Genomic DNA, 18,015 nt, shown 5'->3' on the forward strand with positions numbered 1-18,015 from the left:
TTGTCATGTTTGAGATCATTCGCATCCCGTTCGTCGCGGCGCATGCGATGGGATCAAACCTTTGCCCCACCCTGCCCTCAACTGTAGATCGCCACCCCAGGGAGAACGGTTTTATGAATCACGTTGCCACCGCTGCCGACACCCAATGCATCAACACCCTACGAACCCTGGCCATGGATGCCGTGCAGAAGGCCAATTCGGGTCATCCGGGCACGCCCATGGGCCTGGCCCCGGTGGGTTATACGTTGTGGAGTCGCTTCCTGCGTTATCACCCCGAGCATCCCGACTGGCCCAACCGTGACCGTTTTGTATTGTCGGTGGGGCATGCCTCGATGCTGCTGTATTCGCTGTTGCACCTGGCCGGTGTGGTGGAGATCGATGCCCATGGCCAGCGCTCAGGCCAGCCGGCCGTCAGCCTGGACGATATCAAGCAGTTCCGGCAGATCGGCTCCAAGACCCCAGGCCATCCCGAGTACCGCATGACCACCGGCGTGGAAACCACCACCGGCCCGTTGGGCCAGGGCTGCGCCAACAGCGTGGGCATGGCCATGGCCGAGCGTTGGCTGGGCCAGCGTTTCAACCGCGACGGCCAGGTACTGTTTGACTACGACGTCTACACCCTGTGCGGTGACGGCGACATGATGGAAGGCATCAGCAGCGAAGCCGCGTCCCTGGCCGGGCATTTGAAGCTCGATAACCTGTGCTGGATCTACGACAACAACACCATCAGCATCGAGGGCCACACTGAGCTGGCGTTCAGTGAAGACGTGATCCAACGCTTCCGGGCCTATGGCTGGCACACCGTGCATGTCACCGATGCCAATGACTTGCAGGCTTTGAGCGTGGCATTGGAAACGTTCAAGGCCAACACCGGCGCCCCCACCTTGATCGTGGTGGACAGCGTGATCGGCTACGGCTCACCGCACAAACACAACACCGCTGCGGCCCATGGCGAGCCACTGGGCGAGGACGAAATTCGCCTGACCAAGGCCGCCTATGGCTGGCCACAGGATTCAAGTTTTCTCGTGCCCGAAGAGGCTCGCACAGTGTTGCGCGATGCCCTTTACGAACGCGCCGAGCCGCTGTACGCCGAGTGGAACCAGACCCTGGCGGCCCTCGACCCGCAACGGGCCGATGAACTGCAACGCATGCGCGCCGGGGAAATGCCCGAACAATGGCAAGCGCACCTGCAAGACTTTGCCGCCAATGCCAAAGGCGTCGCCAGCCGTGCTTCGGGCGGCGAGGTATTGAATGCCTTCGCCCAACAGATTCCATGGTTGCTGGGCGGTTCGGCGGATTTGTCGCCCTCGACCAAGACCAACCTCACCTTCGACGGTGCCGGGCGTTTCAGCGCGGATGACTACAGCGGGCGCAACCTGCACTTCGGTATCCGCGAACACGCCATGGGCGCCATTGCCAACGGCATGGCGCTGTCCTACCTGCGCCCGTACACCTCGACCTTCCTGGTGTTCAGCGACTACATGAAACCGCCGATCCGCCTGGCGGCGATCATGGAGTTGCCGGTGATCTTCGTGTTTACCCATGACTCCATCGGCGTCGGCGAAGATGGGCCGACACACCAACCTATCGAACACCTGACCCAATTGCGCGCCACCCCGGGGCTGTTGACCCTGCGCCCAGGCGATGCCAATGAAACCCTGGAACTGTGGAAGGTGGCGCTGGCACAAACCCATCGGCCCAGCTGTATGGTGTTATCGCGCCAGGCACTGCCGACCCTCGACCGCAACCACTATGCCCCCGCCTCCGGTGCGGCCAAAGGTGCCTATGTGTTGGCCGGTGCGGATCAACCTGAGGTCATCCTGATCGCCACCGGCAGCGAAGTCAGCCTGGCGGTGGCCGCGTATGAGCAGCTCAAAGACCAAGGCATTGGCGCTCGCGTGGTGTCGATGCCCAGTTGGGAGTTGTTTGAAGACCAGGATCAAGCCTACCGCGACAGCGTCCTGCCACCGGCGGTGAAAGCCCGCGTAGTGGTGGAACAGGCAGGGCCCTTAGGTTGGGACCGCTACGTCGGGCAGACCGGCGCCAAAGTGGTGATGAACAGCTTCGGCGCCTCGGCACCGCTGGCCAAGTTGCAGGAGAAGTTCGGGTTTACCCTGGAGAATGTGGTGAAGCTGGCCAAGCAACAGATCTTGTAGGAGCGAGCTTGCTCGCGAAGAACTCGCAGGCGCCGCGTTTATTCAGGACGAACGCGTTATCGTTGACGTTTTTCGCGAGCAAGCTCGCTCCTACAGTTGGTTATTAGATCAGTGATTGGGCTAGATAAGGTGCAGTGCGGCTGTGTTTGCTCTTGGCAACCTTTTGCGGCGTACCGCACGCCACCACCTTCCCCCCCAAGTCCCCTGCCCCCGGGCCGATATCAATCACCCAATCACTCTGGGCCACCACGCGCATTTCGTGCTCCACCACAACCACCGTATGGCCTGCCTCCACCAAATGATTCAACTGGCTGAGCAAACGATCGACGTCCTTGGGGTGTAAGCCGGTGGTCGGCTCGTCCAAGACATACAAGGTGGCGCCCCGGGCGTTACGTTGCAGCTCGGTAGCAAGCTTGATGCGTTGGGCTTCGCCGCCGGACAGCTCGGTAGCCGGCTGCCCCAGGCGCAGATAACCCAGGCCGATATCGCGCAGCACGACTAACGAGCGCAGGATGCCCGGTTGCTCGGCGAACACCTGCACCGCCTGCTCCACCGTCAGTCCCAGCACCTGGGCGATATTCAAGCCCTGCCATTTGATCGCCAGGGTGTCGGGGTTATAGCGCGCGCCGTGGCAGGTCGGGCATGGCGCGTACACGCTGGGCATGAACAGCAACTCGACGCTGACAAAACCTTCACCCTCACAGTTCGGGCAACGGCCCTTGGCGACATTGAAGGAGAACTGCCCGGCATCGTAATTGCGCTTTTTGGCCGCTGGCGTGGCGGCGAACAGTTTGCGCACGTTGTCGAACAGCCCGGTGTAGGTCGCCAGGTTGGAGCGCGGCGTGCGGCCGATGGGCTTCTGGTCCACCTGCACCAGGCGCTGGATGTGTTCCAGCCCGGCGCTGATACGCCCGCCACTGGCTTGCGGTGCGGCATCTTCCAGGCTCGGCTCCTCGTCGCTTTCCAGCACACGCCCCAGACCCGTGCCCACCAGCTCCAGCAGCGCCTGGCTGACCAGGCTGGATTTGCCCGAGCCGGAAACCCCCGTCACCGCGGTGAAACAGCCCAGCGGGAAATCCACGTTCAAATTGTTCAGGTTGTTTCGCGTCACGCCCTCCAGCTTCAGCCACCCGGCCGGTTCGCGGCTTGGCGCATTGGTCGGGCGAGGTTGGGCAAACAGGTATTCGCGGGTCTGCGAGGCTTCGATATCCGCCAACCCTGCGGGCGGCCCGCTGTACAGCACTTGCCCGCCATGCTCGCCGGCAGCCGGGCCCACGTCGATCAGCCAGTCGGCGCGGCGCATGGTTTCCAGGTCATGCTCCACCACAAACAGCGAATTGCCTGCGGCTTTCAAACGATCAAGCGCAGTGAACAACGCTTCGCCATCCGCCGGGTGCAGACCCGCCGACGGCTCATCGAGCACATAAATAACCCCGAATAACTGCGAGCCCAATTGGGTGGCCAGGCGCAGACGCTGCAACTCCCCCGACGACAAGGTCGGCGTGCTGCGCTCCAGGGACAGATAGCCCAGGCCCAGTTCGATCAAGGTGTTGACCCGTTCGAGCAGGTCCTGGGCGATGCGTTGGGCCGCCAGGCGTTTTTCCACCGACAGCTTCATCCTGTCCTGCCCCGCCGCCACCGGCCGCAGCAAGTCGGCCAATTGCGCCAGAGACAGTTGCGACAACTCGCCGATATCCACCCCCGCAAACTTCACTGACAGCGCCGCCTGGTTCAGGCGCTTGCCCTCGCACAACGGGCAGGCATTGCCTTGCATGAACTGCGACACGCGCTTCTTCATCAGTGCGCTTTGGGTGTGGGCGAAGGTGTGCAGGATATAGCGCCGGGCGCCGCTGAAGGTGCCTTGGTAACTGGGCTCCAACTTGCGTTTCAACGCCTCGCGGGTTTGCTGTGGGGTGAAGCCGGCGTACACCGGTACGGTGGGGGTTTCTTCGGTGAACAGAATCCAGTCGCGCTGCTTTTTCGGCAGTTCGCGCCACGGGATGTCCACGTCATAGCCCAGGGTCACGAGGATGTCGCGCAGGTTCTGGCCCTGCCACGCCAACGGCCAGGACGCCACTGCGCGCTGGCGGATGGTCAAGGACGGATCGGGCACCATCAGCGCTTCGGTCACTTCATACACGCGGCCCAGGCCGTGGCATTGCGGGCACGCGCCCTGGGGCAGGTTCGGCGAGAAGTCCTCGGCGTACAACATAGCCTGCCCTTTCGGATAACGGCCGGCGCGGGAATAGAGCATGCGGATCAAGCTCGATAAGGTGGTGACACTGCCCACCGACGAGCGCGCACTGGGTGTACCGCGTTGCTGTTGCAGGGCCACGGCAGGCGGCAAGCCTTCGATGCTGTCTACATCCGGCACGCCAACCTGATCGATCAGGCGCCGCGCATAGGGCGCCACCGATTCGAAATAGCGGCGCTGGGCCTCGGCATACACTGTGGAAAACGCCAGGGACGATTTGCCGGAGCCAGACACGCCGGTAAACACCACCAGGGCGTCCCGGGGAATATCCACATCGACATTACGCAAGTTATGTTCACGGGCGCCACGCACCCTGACAAAGCCCGTTTGCGGGGCGGTGAGCGGTGGGATGTTGCGCGGTGATGTCATGGGCAACCTTGTCTTGCGCTTAGCACCCTGCGCACGCGTTGGGTCAGGGCATCGGGGCTGTAGGGTTTGCTCAGCAGGTGGATATCGGCGCTGAGCAGATGATTGGAAGACAGAATGTCGCGGGTGTGGCCGGAGGTAAACAGCACCGGCACTGGCGGGTTCTGCGCACGAGCCCAAGTGGCCAGGTCGGTGCTCTTGACCCGACCGGGCATCACCACGTCGGTGAAGATCAGGTCCGGCGACACGCCGCGCTGCAACACTTGCATCGCGCGGTCGCCATCCTCAGCGGTCAGTACGGTATAGCCCGACTGCTGCAGCAACTCGACCACCGTCAGGCGTACGCCTTCATTGTCCTCGACCACCAGGATGGTTTCCTGGCCTCCGCCTTGCAGGTCCGCATCACTGTAGTCGTCGAAGCATTCAGGCTCCAGGCAGTGGGGGAAATACATCTGCACCACCGAGCCCTTGCCCTCCTCGCTCCACATGTCCACATGCCCGCCGCTCTGGCGCACAAAACCGAACACCATGCTCAGGCCCAGGCCGGTGCCGTGGCCTTCGCGCTTGGTGGTAAAAAAGGGTTCGAATGCGCGCTTGAGGGTCGCCTCGGACATGCCCACGCCGGTGTCGGCCACTGCCAGGCGCACGTACTCGCCGGGCTTGATGCTTTTACCGATGCAATCGTCCGGGTTGAGGATGACGTTTTCTCCGGTGATACGAATCACACCCTCGCCCTGCATGGCATCGCGGGCGTTGATCGCCAGGTTGAGCAGCGCGTTTTCCAGCTGGTTGCGGTCGACATTGATGCACCAGGAGTCCTGGGGCAGTTGCACGTCGATATGAATGGTTTCCCCCAACGCCCGTTGCAACAACTCGCCCAGGCCAGCGTAGATGCGCTGCGGGTTGTACACCGCCGGAGACAAGGGCTGGCGACGCGCAAAGGCCAGCAGTTGCGACGACAGCTTGGCCCCACGTTCCACGGCGGCGATGGCCGCGGTGACGCGACGTTGCACCTGGGGGTTGTCCGGTTCATGCCTGGCGAGCAAATGCAGGTTGCCGGCGATCACTTGCAGCAAGTTATTGAAGTCATGGGCCACGCCCCCGGTCAGGCCGCCAATCGCTTCCAGCTTCTGTGACTGGCGCAACTGGTCTTCTGCGGCCGACCGCGCCTGCACTTCAGCGGCTACGCGTTGCTCCAGATTATGGGTGAGCTCCTGGCGCACCCGCTCGGACTTCACCAGTTCGGTGGTTTCCACCACAATCGCCAGCACCCCGGCCGGCTGTTGGTTGTCCCCGGCCACGGGGCTGTAATAGAGGTCCAGCCATACGCTTTCCGGTTGGCCGTGACGCGATAGCACCAGTTCCTTGTTATTGAACGACAAGGTGCCGCCCGCCAGGCACGTATCCACCACATGCCGATTGAACTCGGCCACCTCCGGCCAGCCCAGTTCGACCGGAGTGCCCAAGAGGTAGGGATGGCGCCCGCCGGCAAATGCCGAATAGCTGTCGTTGTAGATCATGTACCCTGCCCGCCCCCACAGCATCACCATCGGCACGGGTGAGGCGAGCATCATTTGCACGGTGCAAGCCAGGCTCGTGGACCACTGATCCAAGGGGCCAAGGTCGGTACTTGACCAGTCAAACGTGCGAATCCGCTGGGCCATTTCGCCGGCCCAGCCTTCACAGCCATGGGGGTTGGATAAAAATTGCATGATTGGGCTCTGTGCAGGGACAAGACAGTCGCAAGTTTTGGAGCGCGCCAGCGGTGGATGGTTTCATCCTGAACACAGAGGAATGCATAAACCCCTGGAACTCAATGAAAATCCCGGCTGCGCACCACCATTCCATCCAGCAGCGGCGTCAAATCGGTGAGGCGCCCCGCGATCAAATGCCGCACCTCACCCACCGCCTCCCAACGGCCGTCCACCTTGAGCAAACGCGAGCCCACCAGCGCCTGGCGCTGACGCTCGGCCAGGTCGCGCCAGACCACCACATTGAGGTTGCCGAACTCATCTTCCAGGGTGACAAAGGTCACGCCGCTCGCCGTGCCTGGGCGCTGGCGGCCAGTGACCAGCCCGGCGATGCTCACATTGCGCCCATGTTCCACCGCCAGCAACTCCTGGGAACTGCGGCAGCGGCGCCGGCGTAACTCGGCGCGCAACAACGCCAGGGGATGGGGCCCCAGGGTGGTACCGAGGGTGGCGTAATCGGCGTGCAAATCTTCGCCTACCGTGGGCTCGGGCAATGCCACCCGCGTTTCATCGGGGCTCGGCAGGCCGGCAAACAAGCCCAGTTGCTGATGCACACCGGCCACGTCCCAGCGCGCCTGATGGCGGTTGCCGGCCAGGGCGCGCAAGGCCCCGGCGTCCGCGAGCAGCGCCTGGGTACGTGCATCCAGGCCGGCGCGGGCGTCCAGGTCAGCGATGTCGCTGAACTGTCGATGCTGACGCACCGCTTCGATACGCCGCCCATCCTCCTCGCGAAACCCCGAGATCATGCGCAGGCCCAGGCGAATCGCCGGTTGCTGGCCGTCAATGGGCTCCAGGCTGCAGTCCCAGTCACTGGCCTGCACATCCACGGGGCGGATCTGCAAGCGATGGCGCCGCGCGTCCTGCAGGATCTGGTCCGGGCTGTAGAAGCCCATGGGCCAGCTGTTGATCAAGGCGCAGGCGAATGCCGCCGGCTCATGGCATTTGAGCCAGCAACTGGCATAGGTCAGCAAGGCGAAACTGGCGGCGTGGGACTCAGGGAAACCATAGCTGCCAAAGCCCTTGATCTGCTCGAAAATCTGCGCGGCAAAGGCTTCGGTGTAGCCGTTTTTGAGCATGCCGGTGCGCAGGCGTTGCTGATGGGGCTCCAGGCCGCCGTGGCGTTTCCAGGCGGCCATGGAGCGGCGCAACTGGTCGGCCTCGCCGGGGCTGTAGTCGGCGGCGACCATGGCGATTTGCATCACCTGTTCCTGGAACAGCGGGATGCCCAGGGTGCGTTCCAGCACGGCTTTCAATTGCGGCGACGGATAGGTCGTGGGCTCTTCATTATTCCGTCGACGCAAGTACGGATGCACCATGCCGCCCTGAATCGGCCCAGGCCGTACGATGGCGACCTCGATCACCAGGTCATAAAACGTCTGCGGCTTGAGCCGGGGCAACATCGACATCTGTGCCCGCGACTCGATCTGGAATACACCGATGGTGTCGGCCTTGCTGATCATGGCGTAGGTGGCCGGGTCTTCTTTGGGAATCGTGGCCAGGCTCAAGTCCCGGTGGCGATGCCGGCGCAGCAAATCGAAACAGCGGCGGATCGCGCTGAGCATGCCCAGGGCGAGGATGTCCACCTTGAGCAAGCCGACGGCGTCGAGGTCGTCCTTGTCCCACTGGATAATGGTGCGCTCGGCCATGGCCGCATTTTCCACCGGCACCAGGGTGTCCAGCGGGTATTCGCTGATCACAAAGCCGCCAGGGTGCTGGGACAGGTGCCGCGGAAAACCGATCAGTTGCTGGGTCAACGTCAAGACACGCCGCAGCAGTGGGCTGTCCGGGTCGAAGCCGCTTTCACGCAGGCGCTCCAACGGCGGCGCCTCATCGCTCCAGCGCCCGCAGCAATCGGCCAAGGCGTTGATCTGGTCCGGCGGCAGCCCGAGGGCCTTGGCCACATCACGTACCGCGCCCGTGGCGTGGTAACTGCTGACCACCGCCGTCAAGGCTGCACGGGTGCGGCCATAGCGCTGGAACACGTATTGCAGCACCTCTTCGCGGCGTTCGTGCTCAAAATCCACGTCGATGTCCGGCGGCTCGTTGCGCTCCTTGGACAGGAAGCGCTCGAACAGCAGGTTGGTCAGGCTCGGGTTGATTTCGGTGATGCTCAAGGCAAAACACACCGCCGAGTTAGCCGCCGAACCACGGCCTTGGCACAAAATCGAACGGCTGCGGGCGAAACGCACGATGTCATGCACCGTAAGAAAATAGCTTTCGTAACCCAGCTCGCTGATCAGCTGCAGTTCACGATGGATTTGCTGCAAGGTCTTGTCGTCGATGCCTTCGGGCCAGCGCTGGGCGATGCCTTCTTCGGTGAGGGTGCGCAGCCAGGATTGGGCGTCATGCCCCGCGGGTACCAGCTCGCGTGGATAGTGATAGCGCAACTGGCCGAGGTCGAAGGTGCAGCGCCGCGCGATGGCGAGGGTTTCATCCAGTAAGGCCTGGGGATACAGCGCCGCCAGCGCATCGAGGCTACGCAGGTGGCGTTCGCCATTGGGGTGCAGGCGCGTGCCGGCTTCGGCCACCGGCACGTGGTGGCGGATGGCGGTCATGGTGTCTTGCAGGGCCCGGCGGCCCCGCGCATGCATATGCACATCGCCGCAGGCCACGGCAGGGATTTGCAGACTGTGGGCCAGTTGCAAGCGCTGTTGCAGATGGCGCGCATCGTCCTGGCCGCAATGCAGATGCACCGCCAGCCACAGGCGCTGGTCGAAGGTGCGGCGCAGCCAGTCGAGGCTGGCCTGGGTGTCGCTGTCTTGCGCTACCCACAACGCCAAAAGACCGGGCAACGGTTGCTCGAAATCTTCCTGTAGCAGGCGATAGCGGCCCTTTTCAGCCCGCCGCCGGGCCAGGGTGATCAGCCGGCACAGGTGCTGGTAACCGCTCAGGCTCTCTACCAGCAGCACCAGTTTCGGGCCGTTTTCGATGTGCATTTCGCTGCCGATAATCAACGGCAAGTCTACGGCTTTGGCGGCTTGCCAAGCGCGCACGATGCCCGACAGCGTGCATTCATCGGTAATCGCCAGGGCGCTGTAGCCTTGGCGCTTGGCGCGCTCGAAAAGCTCCAGCGCACTGGAGGCGCCACGCTGGAAACTGAAATTGGACAGGCAGTGCAGCTCGGCATAATTCATGCTCCCTCCTCCCCTGTAGGAGCGAGCTTGCTCGCGAAAAACCCGAGGGCACCGCGTTCATCCTGGTTTCCCGCGTTATCGTTGACGACCTTCGCGAGCAAGCTCGCTCCTACAGTAGGTGGCGGCTCAAGGGGGCTCATGCAAACCACCCTTGCAACCACAGCCCATCGCCTTGCCCTACCGTGCGATAAGCCCAGCCCTGCTGGCCGGCGCGGGTCTGGATCAGGTAATAGTCGCGACGCACATCGGCGCCGTCCCACCAGCCGGATTCGATGCGCTCCGGGCCCATCAGGATCTGTACGCCGTGTTCGGCCAGCAAGGTCGGTTGCGGTAATAACCAACCGGGGCGCCGGACCTTGTTCAAGCTCGGGCATGCCTGGTGGTCGGTCGCGGCCTGCCAGGCGCATTCGGGGCGGTGGTCGGCCTGAAAACGCAGGCCCTGCACCGCCTCATCCCCCAGACGTGCACGCAGGCGTTCGCGCAACTGTTCCCACGGCAGGGTTTGTTGCGGGCGGTCGTCGAACAGGTCCTGGCGTTGCGGCACGAACACCGGCAAGTCCTCGGCCACCAGGCGCACCCCCCGCACCGGCGCGCTGACCTGTACCTGCTCCAGGCGCCCACGGGCCAGTTCGAACAACATCGAAGGCTCGCGCTCGGCGCTGAGCAGGCCCACCTTGATCACGCTGTCGTGTGCCTGGGCATGTTCCAGGTGCAGGTCAAAGCGCTGCACGCCACTGTCGCGGCCGCACAGAAAGGCCGACAGGTCGCCGGTCAAGCGCCGCAAGGGGAACAGCAGCGCCTGGTGGGATTGCACATCGAAATTCAACTCGATGCGTGCATCGAACTGGTCGGGCGGTTGATAGAAATCCAAGGCCAATGGCCGCTGCCCGCTCAGGGCGTCGAGGTGCTTGAGCAAGCTGGCGTCAAAGCGTCGCGCCAGGGTATGCCGGGGCAAGGCCTGCACCTGGGCCAGGCTGCGCAGGCCCATGCGCGACAAGGCGGTGGCGGCCAGGGGTTCAAGGCCCGCGCGGTCGATAGGCAGAGATGCCAGGGCCTGCATCAAGGCGCTGTCATCGGCCACGGCCAGGCCGTCGTAGCCGTTTGCCAATACCCGCGCCGCCGCCGGGTTGGGCGCAGCGACGATGCGATGACGAAAGCCAAGCTCGGTCAGTTCTTTGCGCAAACGCGCCTCGAGTTGCGGCCAGGGCCCGAACAGGCCCAGGCTCGATTCGATCTCGAACAACAAGGCCCGAGGGTAATACAGGCTGACCTGGGAGCTGAACCGGTAGGCCCAGGCGGCCAGAAACTGCTGCAGGCGCTCGATCTCCAACGGGTCGTATTCGACACAGGCAAACTGCTTGGCCAGGGCATGGGCTGCCGTCAACGATTGCCCGGGGCGCAGGCCCAAGGCGCGGGCGGCGGCGTTGACGGCTTGCAACACGCGCCGCTGCGGCGTGCCGGCCAGCAGCGCCAGCGGCTGCTCGGGTTCGGCGTGCACACGCTGTGCCCCGTCCAGCGCCAATTGCGGGAAGACAATACACACCCAACGCATGGCAACCTCAATGCCCCGCCAGGGCAATCGGCGCCGGATGGGCCAGCCCGCCACGGCACTTGAGCACCCGCACTTGCGCGGGCCTGGCCTCGACCGCCAGGCGCAGGGCGGCGGGCGAGGCATTGATCGCCTCGCTCAGGGAGCGCCAGGCAAACGCCAGGGTCTGCCCGGTTTCGGCCGCCACCTGCAAACGCCGCAAGGCGCGATCATCGGCCTTGCGCGGCCAGCACAACACCGCCCCGCAACTGCCCGACCGCAGGCATTGCTCCACCGCCCACAGCGCGTCGCGCTCCTCGGCCCGGATAATGGACAACTGGCGCACATCCACCCCGGCGTTCTGCCACGCATGGGGATAGGGGGTATAGGGCGGCGCCACCAGCACAATGCGCTCGCCCAGGGCCGACAGGCGCGCCAGTGTGGGCAGCACCAGTTGCAACTCACCCACTCCGTCCTGGGCCATCAGGATTTCACTCAAGGCCGATTCCGGCCAGCCGCCACTGGGCAGCACCGCATCCAGCGCCGCCAGCCCCGTGGGATGTACGCTGGCCGGTGGCGCGGCGGGCCGGCCCTTCCAGACTCGCCCGCCATTGAACAGCGAGTCCAGGGCAACCACGGCGCCCATCAGCCTTGCCTCACCAGGCCGCAGAACACGCCTTCGATGGCCAGGTCCTGCTCGGGCCCGACCACGATGGGTTGATACGCCGGGTTGCGCGGCAACAGGCGAACCCTGTCGCCGTGGCGCTCGAAACGCTTGATGGTGACGTCGCCGTCCAGGCGCGCCACCACAATCTGCCCGTTCAAGGCTTCGGCAGTGCGGCGTACGCCCACCAGGTCGCCATCGAGAATGCCATCTTCAATCATCGAATCGCCCTGCACTCGCAGCAGGTAGTCGGGGGTTTTGGCGAAGGTGGCGGGGTCCAGTTGCAAGCGGCTGTGCACCTCGGCATCGGCGCCAATCGGCCGACCGGCCGCCACGCGGCCGAGCACCGGCACATCCAGCCTCTCGGGACGCGCCGGTTGATTTAGCAAGCGAATGCCACGGGCCTGGTTGGGGTTGACCTCGATAAAGCCAGCTTCGGTCAGCGCCACCACATGCTTGCGGGCGACGCTGCGCGAGGCGAAGCCGAACGCCTCGGCGATCTCGGCGAGGCTGGGAGGCTGGCCTTGTTGCGCGATGCGCTCGCGAATGAAGGTCAGGATGGCGGTGCGGCGGGGAGTCAGGTTTGTCATGGAGTACATTTGTACTCCTGTGGGAAATTTCTGACAATAACCGTCAGTCGGCGCTGGGTGTTACACCTGTGGGAGCTGGCTTGCCTGCGATGACGCCCTGACAGCCGACGCCTATCTACCTGACACCCAACGATCCAACTGTGGGAGCTGGCTTGCCTGCGATGGCGGACTGACAGTCAACACAGCTGGATTGTGTACATATCCATTCCTGCGGTAACGGCCACTTAGGGTTCCGCTCTGACAGCGGGTCACTTTTGGAAAAGAGCCCCAAAAGTAACCAAAAGGGCTCTTGCCCCACCACTCGGCACCTCGCTTAGGCTCGGTGTGCCCGTAATCCGCCAGCGTGGTTTAACGGGGCGCCTAAGATCAAGATCACAAGCAGATCAAGATCAAGAGCGGCTCGCTTCGCATCGTGGTTACCGTCTGCTGCTACAGCCCACAAAGTTGTGTAGGCGCCTCACCACCCCTCTTTCAACATCCGCACCTCCAGATGCTGCAACAACATAATCGTCTTGCCATCCACAATCTCCCCACTCTGCACCATCGCCAGCGCCTGCTCGAAGCCCAGCTCCAACACCTCGATATCCTCGCCCTCTTCTTCCAGGCCACCACCCGCCCCCACTCGGTCACCTGGCTGATATTCGCCGATAAAAAAGTGAATACGCTCGGTTACCGATCCTGGGCTCATGAACGCCGCGTAGATTTTCTCCACATGCCCCACGCGATAGCCGGTCTCTTCCTCGGCCTCCAGGCGGATGCGCTCTTCGGCGCTGGCGTTGTCGAGCAAACCGGCTGCCGCTTCAATCAGGTAGCCGGGGTAATCGTTGACGAACGTGGGCATGCGGAACTGGCGAATCAGCAAGACTGTGCGTTGCTCACGGTTGTACAACAGGATGGTCGCACCATTGCCCCGGTCATACACCTCGCGGGTCTGGGCTTGCCAACTGCCATCGCGACGGCGCAGGTCGAAGCTGTATTTCTTCAGCAGGTACCAGTTGTCCGAGAGGGTTTCTTCGGCGGTGATGCGCACGGGGCTATCGTTCATGGTCGAGCCTTGGTAGGTGGAAACAGATTCAGGTGGTGGCCTGGGTGGGCGGCTGTTTGATATGCGACCACGCGGCGGCCACTTCTTCAGCACTGCCTGCTTTGATCCGGGCAAGATTGCGTGGGTAATCCACGCCAGGATTTTCACTGAAACGCGTGGCGGTGAATTGGCCATTGCTGGCGCGCAGGATATAGCCGGTATCGGTGCACTGCCGGGAAGCCAGGAACAACACGCCCGGCGTCACCCAATCCGGCTTGAGTTCGTCCGGCTCTTGGGTCACGCCCCACATGCGCGTCTTGGCCACCGGCGAGATCGCATTGACGAGCACCCCGGCCTCAGCGCCTTCGTGACTCAAGGCATTCATGATCCCCACTTGCGCCATCTTGCCAGCGCTGTAGGCCACCAGCCCAGTCTGTTCGTATTGCGCATACATGGCGCGGTCGGAGGTGGTGAGGATGATGCGCGGCGCACAAGAGCGCAGCAGATGTGGCCAGGCATGTTTGCACAACCACAGCGGTGCGTAGAGGTTGATGTCCATGGCGCGCTGCAGGAACGCAGCATCGAGTTCTGCGATGGGCTGGTAGCCCACCCAGCCGGCGTTGTGAATCAAAATATCGAGTTGGCCGAAGGTTTCGAGGGTATAGCTGATCAATTGCCGACACCCCTCGTCCGTGGACAAGTCACCGCCATGGCCCGCTACCATCAACCCTTCGGCGCGCAACGCCTCGGCGGCCTGTTGCACCACCGACGCATCGGTGCCGGCGCCCACGTTGTCGGCGCCAATATCACTGATGACAACACGGGCCCCAGCCTGCGCCAGTGCTCGTGCATAACTGAGTCCCAAGCCACGCGCACCTCCGGTGACGATTGCGGTTTTACCAGTGAAATCCATGTGTTTTTCCTCCTGTTCAGCCCCTCACCCTAACAACCCGCACGAGGATTGTTCAATGCTGTAACACTTTCATCGGTCACGGCCGTCGCATTAATGCCTGCCCGCCCAGGCCATCTGGTAAAACCCGTGCTTCATCTTTGTTCTGGAACCTTCATGTCTTCTGCTTCTATGCCCCGCCGGGGCCTGCGCTGGTTTGTCTGGCTGTGCATGGCCGTGTTGATTGTCGGCCTGCCGGTCGGTTGCGCCGTGTTGCAACACAAGGAGCGCGAACTTGTGTTTCGCATCGAGCCGGGAACCGCCGGCTGGTACACCGGCCTGCCCAAGGCGGTGCAGGAATTCGAACTCAAGCCCGCCAGTTTCAAAGCAGGGCAGAACATTCATGGCTGGTGGTACCCGGCAGCCAACAAAGACGCGCCCGCCATCCTCTACCTGCACGGGGTACGCTGGAACCTCACGGGCCAATTGTTTCGCATCGAGCAATTGCATGCCCTGGGCTTTTCGGTCCTGGCCATCGACTATCGCGGCTTTGGCCAAAGCCAGGGCGACTTGCCCTCGGAAGCCACGGTGTACGAGGACGCTCGCATTGCCTGGGAGCGTTTCCAGACCCTGCAACCAGACCCCGGCAAGCGCCTGATCTACGGGCACTCCCTGGGTGGCGCGGTCGCCATCGACCTCGCTGCCGAGTTGGGCAAGCAGGTGCCATTGCCGGTGCGCGGGCTGGTGATCGAGTCCACGTTCACCTCCCTGGCGGATGTCGCCACGGCCGTTGCCAACACCTCATTGCCGGTGCGCTGGTTGCTGTCGCAGAAGTTCGATTCCATCGACAAGATTGCCGACATCCACATGCCGCTGCTGGTGGTCCACGGCCTCGACGACCGCTACGTACCACCGCGCTTCAGCCAGCAGTTATTCGAAGCCGCCCAGCAACCCAAACACCTGTTGCTGGTGCCCGGTGCCAGCCATAACAACAGCATGAACCTCGCCGGACGCAGCTATGGGCAGGCGCTGGAAAACCTGATGCGCACGAAGATGCCTGCCCAGGTGGTGACACACTCCACAGGCCGCGATAACGCCTCATAAATACGCTTTTCGGCACTGGGTTCGCGCTTGGCTGTCAAGCGCAAACCCTGGCCATGTTGGCCCGAAATGCAAGTTGATCAAATAATGATCTTCGCGGAAATCGCCAACGCTGCCGGGCCTTCGCAAAGTTATCCACAGAGATACCCACGGTTTTCGTGGACAACTCTTTTTATATTTTTACGTTTTTTTTGCTCAAGCCGTGCTTCCAGGAAAGGTACCGGGCAACAGGATTTCGCGATTTACTTCGCGTATATCCTTATAGCCACAGAGCGCCATCGACACATCCAGTTCGCGGGCGATGATATCAAGCGCCTTGGTCACCCCCGCCTCGCCCATCGCCCCCAACCCATACAAGTGCGGGCGGCCAATCATGGTGCCCTTGGCGCCCAGCGCCATGGCCTTGAGCACGTCCTGGCCGGAACGAATACCCCCGTCGAGCCACACTTCAATGCGGTTGCCCACGGCCTCGACAATCGCCGGCAATTGGCTGATGCTCGACGGCGCGCCATCAAGCTGGCGGCCACCGTGGTTGCTCACCACCAACGCATCGGCACCGCAATCGGCCGCCAAGCGTGCATCCTCCACATCAAGAATGCCCTTGATGATCAGCTTGCCGCCCCAACACTTTTTGATCCACGCCACATCGTCCCAACTCAGGCGCGGGTCAAATTGCTGGGCAGTCCACGACGACAGCGAACTCATGTCGGCCACGCCCTTCACATGCCCGACGATATTGCCGAAACCACGCCGCTGGGTACCCAGCATGCCCATCACCCAGCGCGGCTTGGTCATCATGTTGAGAATGTTCGGCAGGGTCAGCTTGGGCGGCGCGGACAAACCATTGATCAAGTCCTTGTGACGCTGCCCCAGAATCTGCAAATCCAGGGTCAGCACCAATGCATCCACCCCGGCAGCCTTGGCGCGCTCGATCAACTGCTCGATAAAACTGCGGTCGCGCATCACATACAGCTGGAACCAGAACGGCTGGCCGACATGCTCGGCGATGTCTTCCAGCGAACAGATACTCATGGTCGACAAGGTGTAGCGCAGCCCGAACGCGGCAGCGGCACGGGCAGTGAGGATTTCACCATCGGCATGCTGCATGCCCGCCAGACCAGTCGGCGCCAGCGCCACGGGCATGGCCATGTTTTGGCCGATCATACTGGCGCGGATCGAACGCTCGTCGATATTGCGCGCCACCCGTTGGCGGAACTTGATACGTGCAAAATCCGTTTCGTTGGCGCGGTAGGTGCTCTCAGTCCAGGAGCCGGAATCGGCGTAGTCGTAGAACATGCGGGGCACACGCTTTTGCGCCAGCTTGCGTAAGTCTTCGATGGTTGTGATCAACGGCATCGGGTCACCTCTCCCTGAACTGAACACAGAGAGTAACCGGCAGGAGCGTGGGCAACCAGCCGTTGCGTTTAGATGAAGCGGGGATTAATCTCGCACAAACCCGCAATAAAGCGCACAAACATGCACAACACTCATCAAGCCATCGACCTGCCTTCCCTGCGCAAGCAGAAGATTTTGTTGTTGCTGGAACGCGACGGCAAGGTCACCGCCTCCGAGTTGGTCGAGCATTTCGCCGTGTCTCAGGACACCATCCGCCGCGACCTCGGCGAACTCGCCGCCGCCGGCCTGCTGCAACGCGTACACGGCGGCGCCCTGCCCCGGCCCAAGGATACCGGCAAGGATTTCTTTACCCGTGTCGGCGAGACCAACGAGGTCAAGCGCCACCTCGCACGCGTAGCGGCAGGCCGGGCTGAAGACGGCCAGATCGTGCTGTTCGATTCCGGCTCTACCACCTTGCAGATCGCTCAGTGCTTGCCCCATGCACTGCACCTGACCGTGATCACGCCATCCCCGATGATCGCCATCGCCCTGGCCGACCATCCGCATGTGAAGATCATCCTGGCCGGCGGCCAACTCAACCCAGCCACCCTCTCCACCGGCGGCCATGAAGCGGTGCGCCTGATCCAGAGCGTCAAGGCCGACCTGTTGTTCACCGGAGTGTGCGCATTACACCCACAAGTAGGCATCACCTCGCTGCATTTTGGTGAAGTGGCCGTCAAGCAAGCCTTGCTCGACAGCGCGTCCCACGTCATCGCCGTGACCACCTCAGACAAACTCGGCGCAGTGGAACCCTTTGTGGTTGCGCCGTGCAGCCGTATTCATACGCTGATTACCGAGTGGGACGCGCCGGATGTGCAGGCGTATGAACAGCTAGGGCTGCAGGTGCAGAGGGTGTAGGAGCGAGCTTGCTCGCTCCCTACAAAAAGGGCCAGCCGGCCATCTGGAGACGCTAACCACGATGCGAAGCGAGCCGCTCTTGATCTTAGGCGCCCCGTCAAACCACGCTGGCCGGAATTCGACAGGGATTTGGGCCCCCCCAAATCACTGGCGGATTACGGGCACACCGAGCCTGAGCGAGGTGCCGAGTGGTGGGGCAAGAGCGTTTTGCTTACTTTGCCGCTTTTGCAAAGTGAGCCGCCGTCAGGGCGGAACCCTAAGTAGCCGTTACCGCAGCAATGGATATGTACCCAATCCAACTGTGT

Annotated in this window: 12 protein-coding genes; 3 read left to right on the forward strand and 9 right to left on the reverse strand. The window is 62.7% G+C overall.

Going from position 1 to position 18,015, the window contains the following annotated elements; all coding sequences use genetic code 11:
* Window positions 1–113 precede the first annotated feature (113 nt).
* Entirely contained in the window at window positions 114–2,156 is a 2,043-nt protein-coding gene (tkt, locus tag GIW04_RS06585) for a transketolase (protein ID WP_120248179.1), read from the forward strand.
* Between the two features lie 103 nt (window positions 2,157–2,259).
* On the opposite strand, the gene uvrA is transcribed toward tkt, so the two are convergent.
* From uvrA to GIW04_RS06625, 8 genes are all read right to left on the reverse strand, one after another.
* Window positions 2,260–4,779 (reverse strand): excinuclease ABC subunit UvrA, encoded by a 2,520-nt coding sequence (gene uvrA / locus GIW04_RS06590; RefSeq protein WP_003191865.1) that lies wholly within the window; start codon window positions 4,777–4,779, stop codon window positions 2,260–2,262.
* Window positions 4,776–6,488: an ATP-binding protein gene (locus GIW04_RS06595; protein WP_120248180.1), complete on the reverse strand. Its 1,713-nt coding sequence runs from the start codon at window positions 6,486–6,488 to the stop codon at window positions 4,776–4,778. Before GIW04_RS06595 ends, uvrA begins: the two co-directional genes overlap by 4 nt.
* Window positions 6,489–6,589: 101 nt before the next feature.
* On the reverse strand, window positions 6,590–9,661 hold the full coding sequence (locus GIW04_RS06600) for an error-prone DNA polymerase (RefSeq protein ID WP_120248181.1): 3,072 nt from the start codon (window positions 9,659–9,661) through the stop codon (window positions 6,590–6,592).
* Window positions 9,662–9,797: 136 nt separating this feature from the next.
* The gene (locus tag GIW04_RS06605) at window positions 9,798–11,213 is read right to left on the reverse strand and encodes a Y-family DNA polymerase (RefSeq protein ID WP_120248182.1); all 1,416 of its coding nucleotides are present in this window, start codon (window positions 11,211–11,213) and stop codon (window positions 9,798–9,800) included.
* A gap of 7 nt (window positions 11,214–11,220) precedes the next feature.
* Entirely contained in the window at window positions 11,221–11,835 is a 615-nt protein-coding gene (gene imuA, locus GIW04_RS06610) for a translesion DNA synthesis-associated protein ImuA (protein WP_003191873.1), read from the reverse strand.
* Window positions 11,835–12,452 (reverse strand): transcriptional repressor LexA, encoded by a 618-nt coding sequence (lexA, locus tag GIW04_RS06615; RefSeq protein WP_120248183.1) that lies wholly within the window; start codon window positions 12,450–12,452, stop codon window positions 11,835–11,837. Before lexA ends, imuA begins: the two co-directional genes overlap by 1 nt.
* A 448-nt stretch (window positions 12,453–12,900) precedes the next feature.
* Complete coding sequence (locus GIW04_RS06620) at window positions 12,901–13,488, reverse strand: NUDIX domain-containing protein (protein ID WP_120248184.1); 588 nt, start codon at window positions 13,486–13,488, stop codon at window positions 12,901–12,903.
* Between the two features lie 28 nt (window positions 13,489–13,516).
* Entirely contained in the window at window positions 13,517–14,380 is an 864-nt protein-coding gene (locus GIW04_RS06625; RefSeq protein WP_060767276.1) for an SDR family NAD(P)-dependent oxidoreductase, read from the reverse strand.
* A 153-nt stretch (window positions 14,381–14,533) separates the two neighbouring features.
* Here GIW04_RS06625 and GIW04_RS06630 point away from each other — a divergent pair, with 153 nt between their 5' ends.
* Window positions 14,534–15,460, forward strand: coding sequence for an alpha/beta hydrolase (locus GIW04_RS06630; RefSeq protein WP_032903886.1), 927 nt, complete (start codon window positions 14,534–14,536; stop codon window positions 15,458–15,460).
* 192 nt (window positions 15,461–15,652) lie between these two features.
* Here GIW04_RS06630 and GIW04_RS06635 read toward each other — a convergent pair whose 3' ends face one another.
* The gene (locus tag GIW04_RS06635; RefSeq protein ID WP_003191878.1) at window positions 15,653–16,813 is read right to left on the reverse strand and encodes an alpha-hydroxy acid oxidase; all 1,161 of its coding nucleotides are present in this window, start codon (window positions 16,811–16,813) and stop codon (window positions 15,653–15,655) included.
* Window positions 16,814–16,933: 120 nt separating this feature from the next.
* On the opposite strand from GIW04_RS06635, the gene GIW04_RS06640 reads away from it, so the two are divergent.
* On the forward strand, window positions 16,934–17,710 hold the full coding sequence (locus GIW04_RS06640) for a DeoR/GlpR family DNA-binding transcription regulator (protein ID WP_003191879.1): 777 nt from the start codon (window positions 16,934–16,936) through the stop codon (window positions 17,708–17,710).
* Window positions 17,711–18,015: the final 305 nt, after the last annotated feature.

Origin of the sequence: Pseudomonas sp. PA-4-8C (assembly GCF_021606625.1) — a bacterium.
GTDB lineage: Bacteria > Pseudomonadota > Gammaproteobacteria > Pseudomonadales > Pseudomonadaceae > Aquipseudomonas > Aquipseudomonas lactis.

Coding starts and splice junctions, on each gene's coding strand:
- GIW04_RS06600 (WP_120248181.1), bottom strand. CDS start 9,661: ATGAATTATGCCGAGCTGCACTGCCTGTCCAATTTCAGTTTCCAGCGT.
- imuA (WP_003191873.1), bottom strand. CDS start 11,835: ATGGGCGCCGTGGTTGCCCTGGACTCGCTGTTCAATGGCGGGCGAGTC.
- tkt (WP_120248179.1), top strand. CDS start 114: ATGAATCACGTTGCCACCGCTGCCGACACCCAATGCATCAACACCCTA.
- uvrA (WP_003191865.1), bottom strand. CDS start 4,779: ATGACATCACCGCGCAACATCCCACCGCTCACCGCCCCGCAAACGGGC.
- GIW04_RS06620 (WP_120248184.1), bottom strand. CDS start 13,488: ATGAACGATAGCCCCGTGCGCATCACCGCCGAAGAAACCCTCTCGGAC.
- GIW04_RS06635 (WP_003191878.1), bottom strand. CDS start 16,813: ATGCCGTTGATCACAACCATCGAAGACTTACGCAAGCTGGCGCAAAAG.
- GIW04_RS06595 (WP_120248180.1), bottom strand. CDS start 6,488: ATGCAATTTTTATCCAACCCCCATGGCTGTGAAGGCTGGGCCGGCGAA.
- lexA (WP_120248183.1), bottom strand. CDS start 12,452: ATGTACTCCATGACAAACCTGACTCCCCGCCGCACCGCCATCCTGACC.
- GIW04_RS06640 (WP_003191879.1), top strand. CDS start 16,934: ATGCACAACACTCATCAAGCCATCGACCTGCCTTCCCTGCGCAAGCAG.
- GIW04_RS06605 (WP_120248182.1), bottom strand. CDS start 11,213: ATGCGTTGGGTGTGTATTGTCTTCCCGCAATTGGCGCTGGACGGGGCA.
- GIW04_RS06630 (WP_032903886.1), top strand. CDS start 14,534: ATGTCTTCTGCTTCTATGCCCCGCCGGGGCCTGCGCTGGTTTGTCTGG.
- GIW04_RS06625 (WP_060767276.1), bottom strand. CDS start 14,380: ATGGATTTCACTGGTAAAACCGCAATCGTCACCGGAGGTGCGCGTGGC.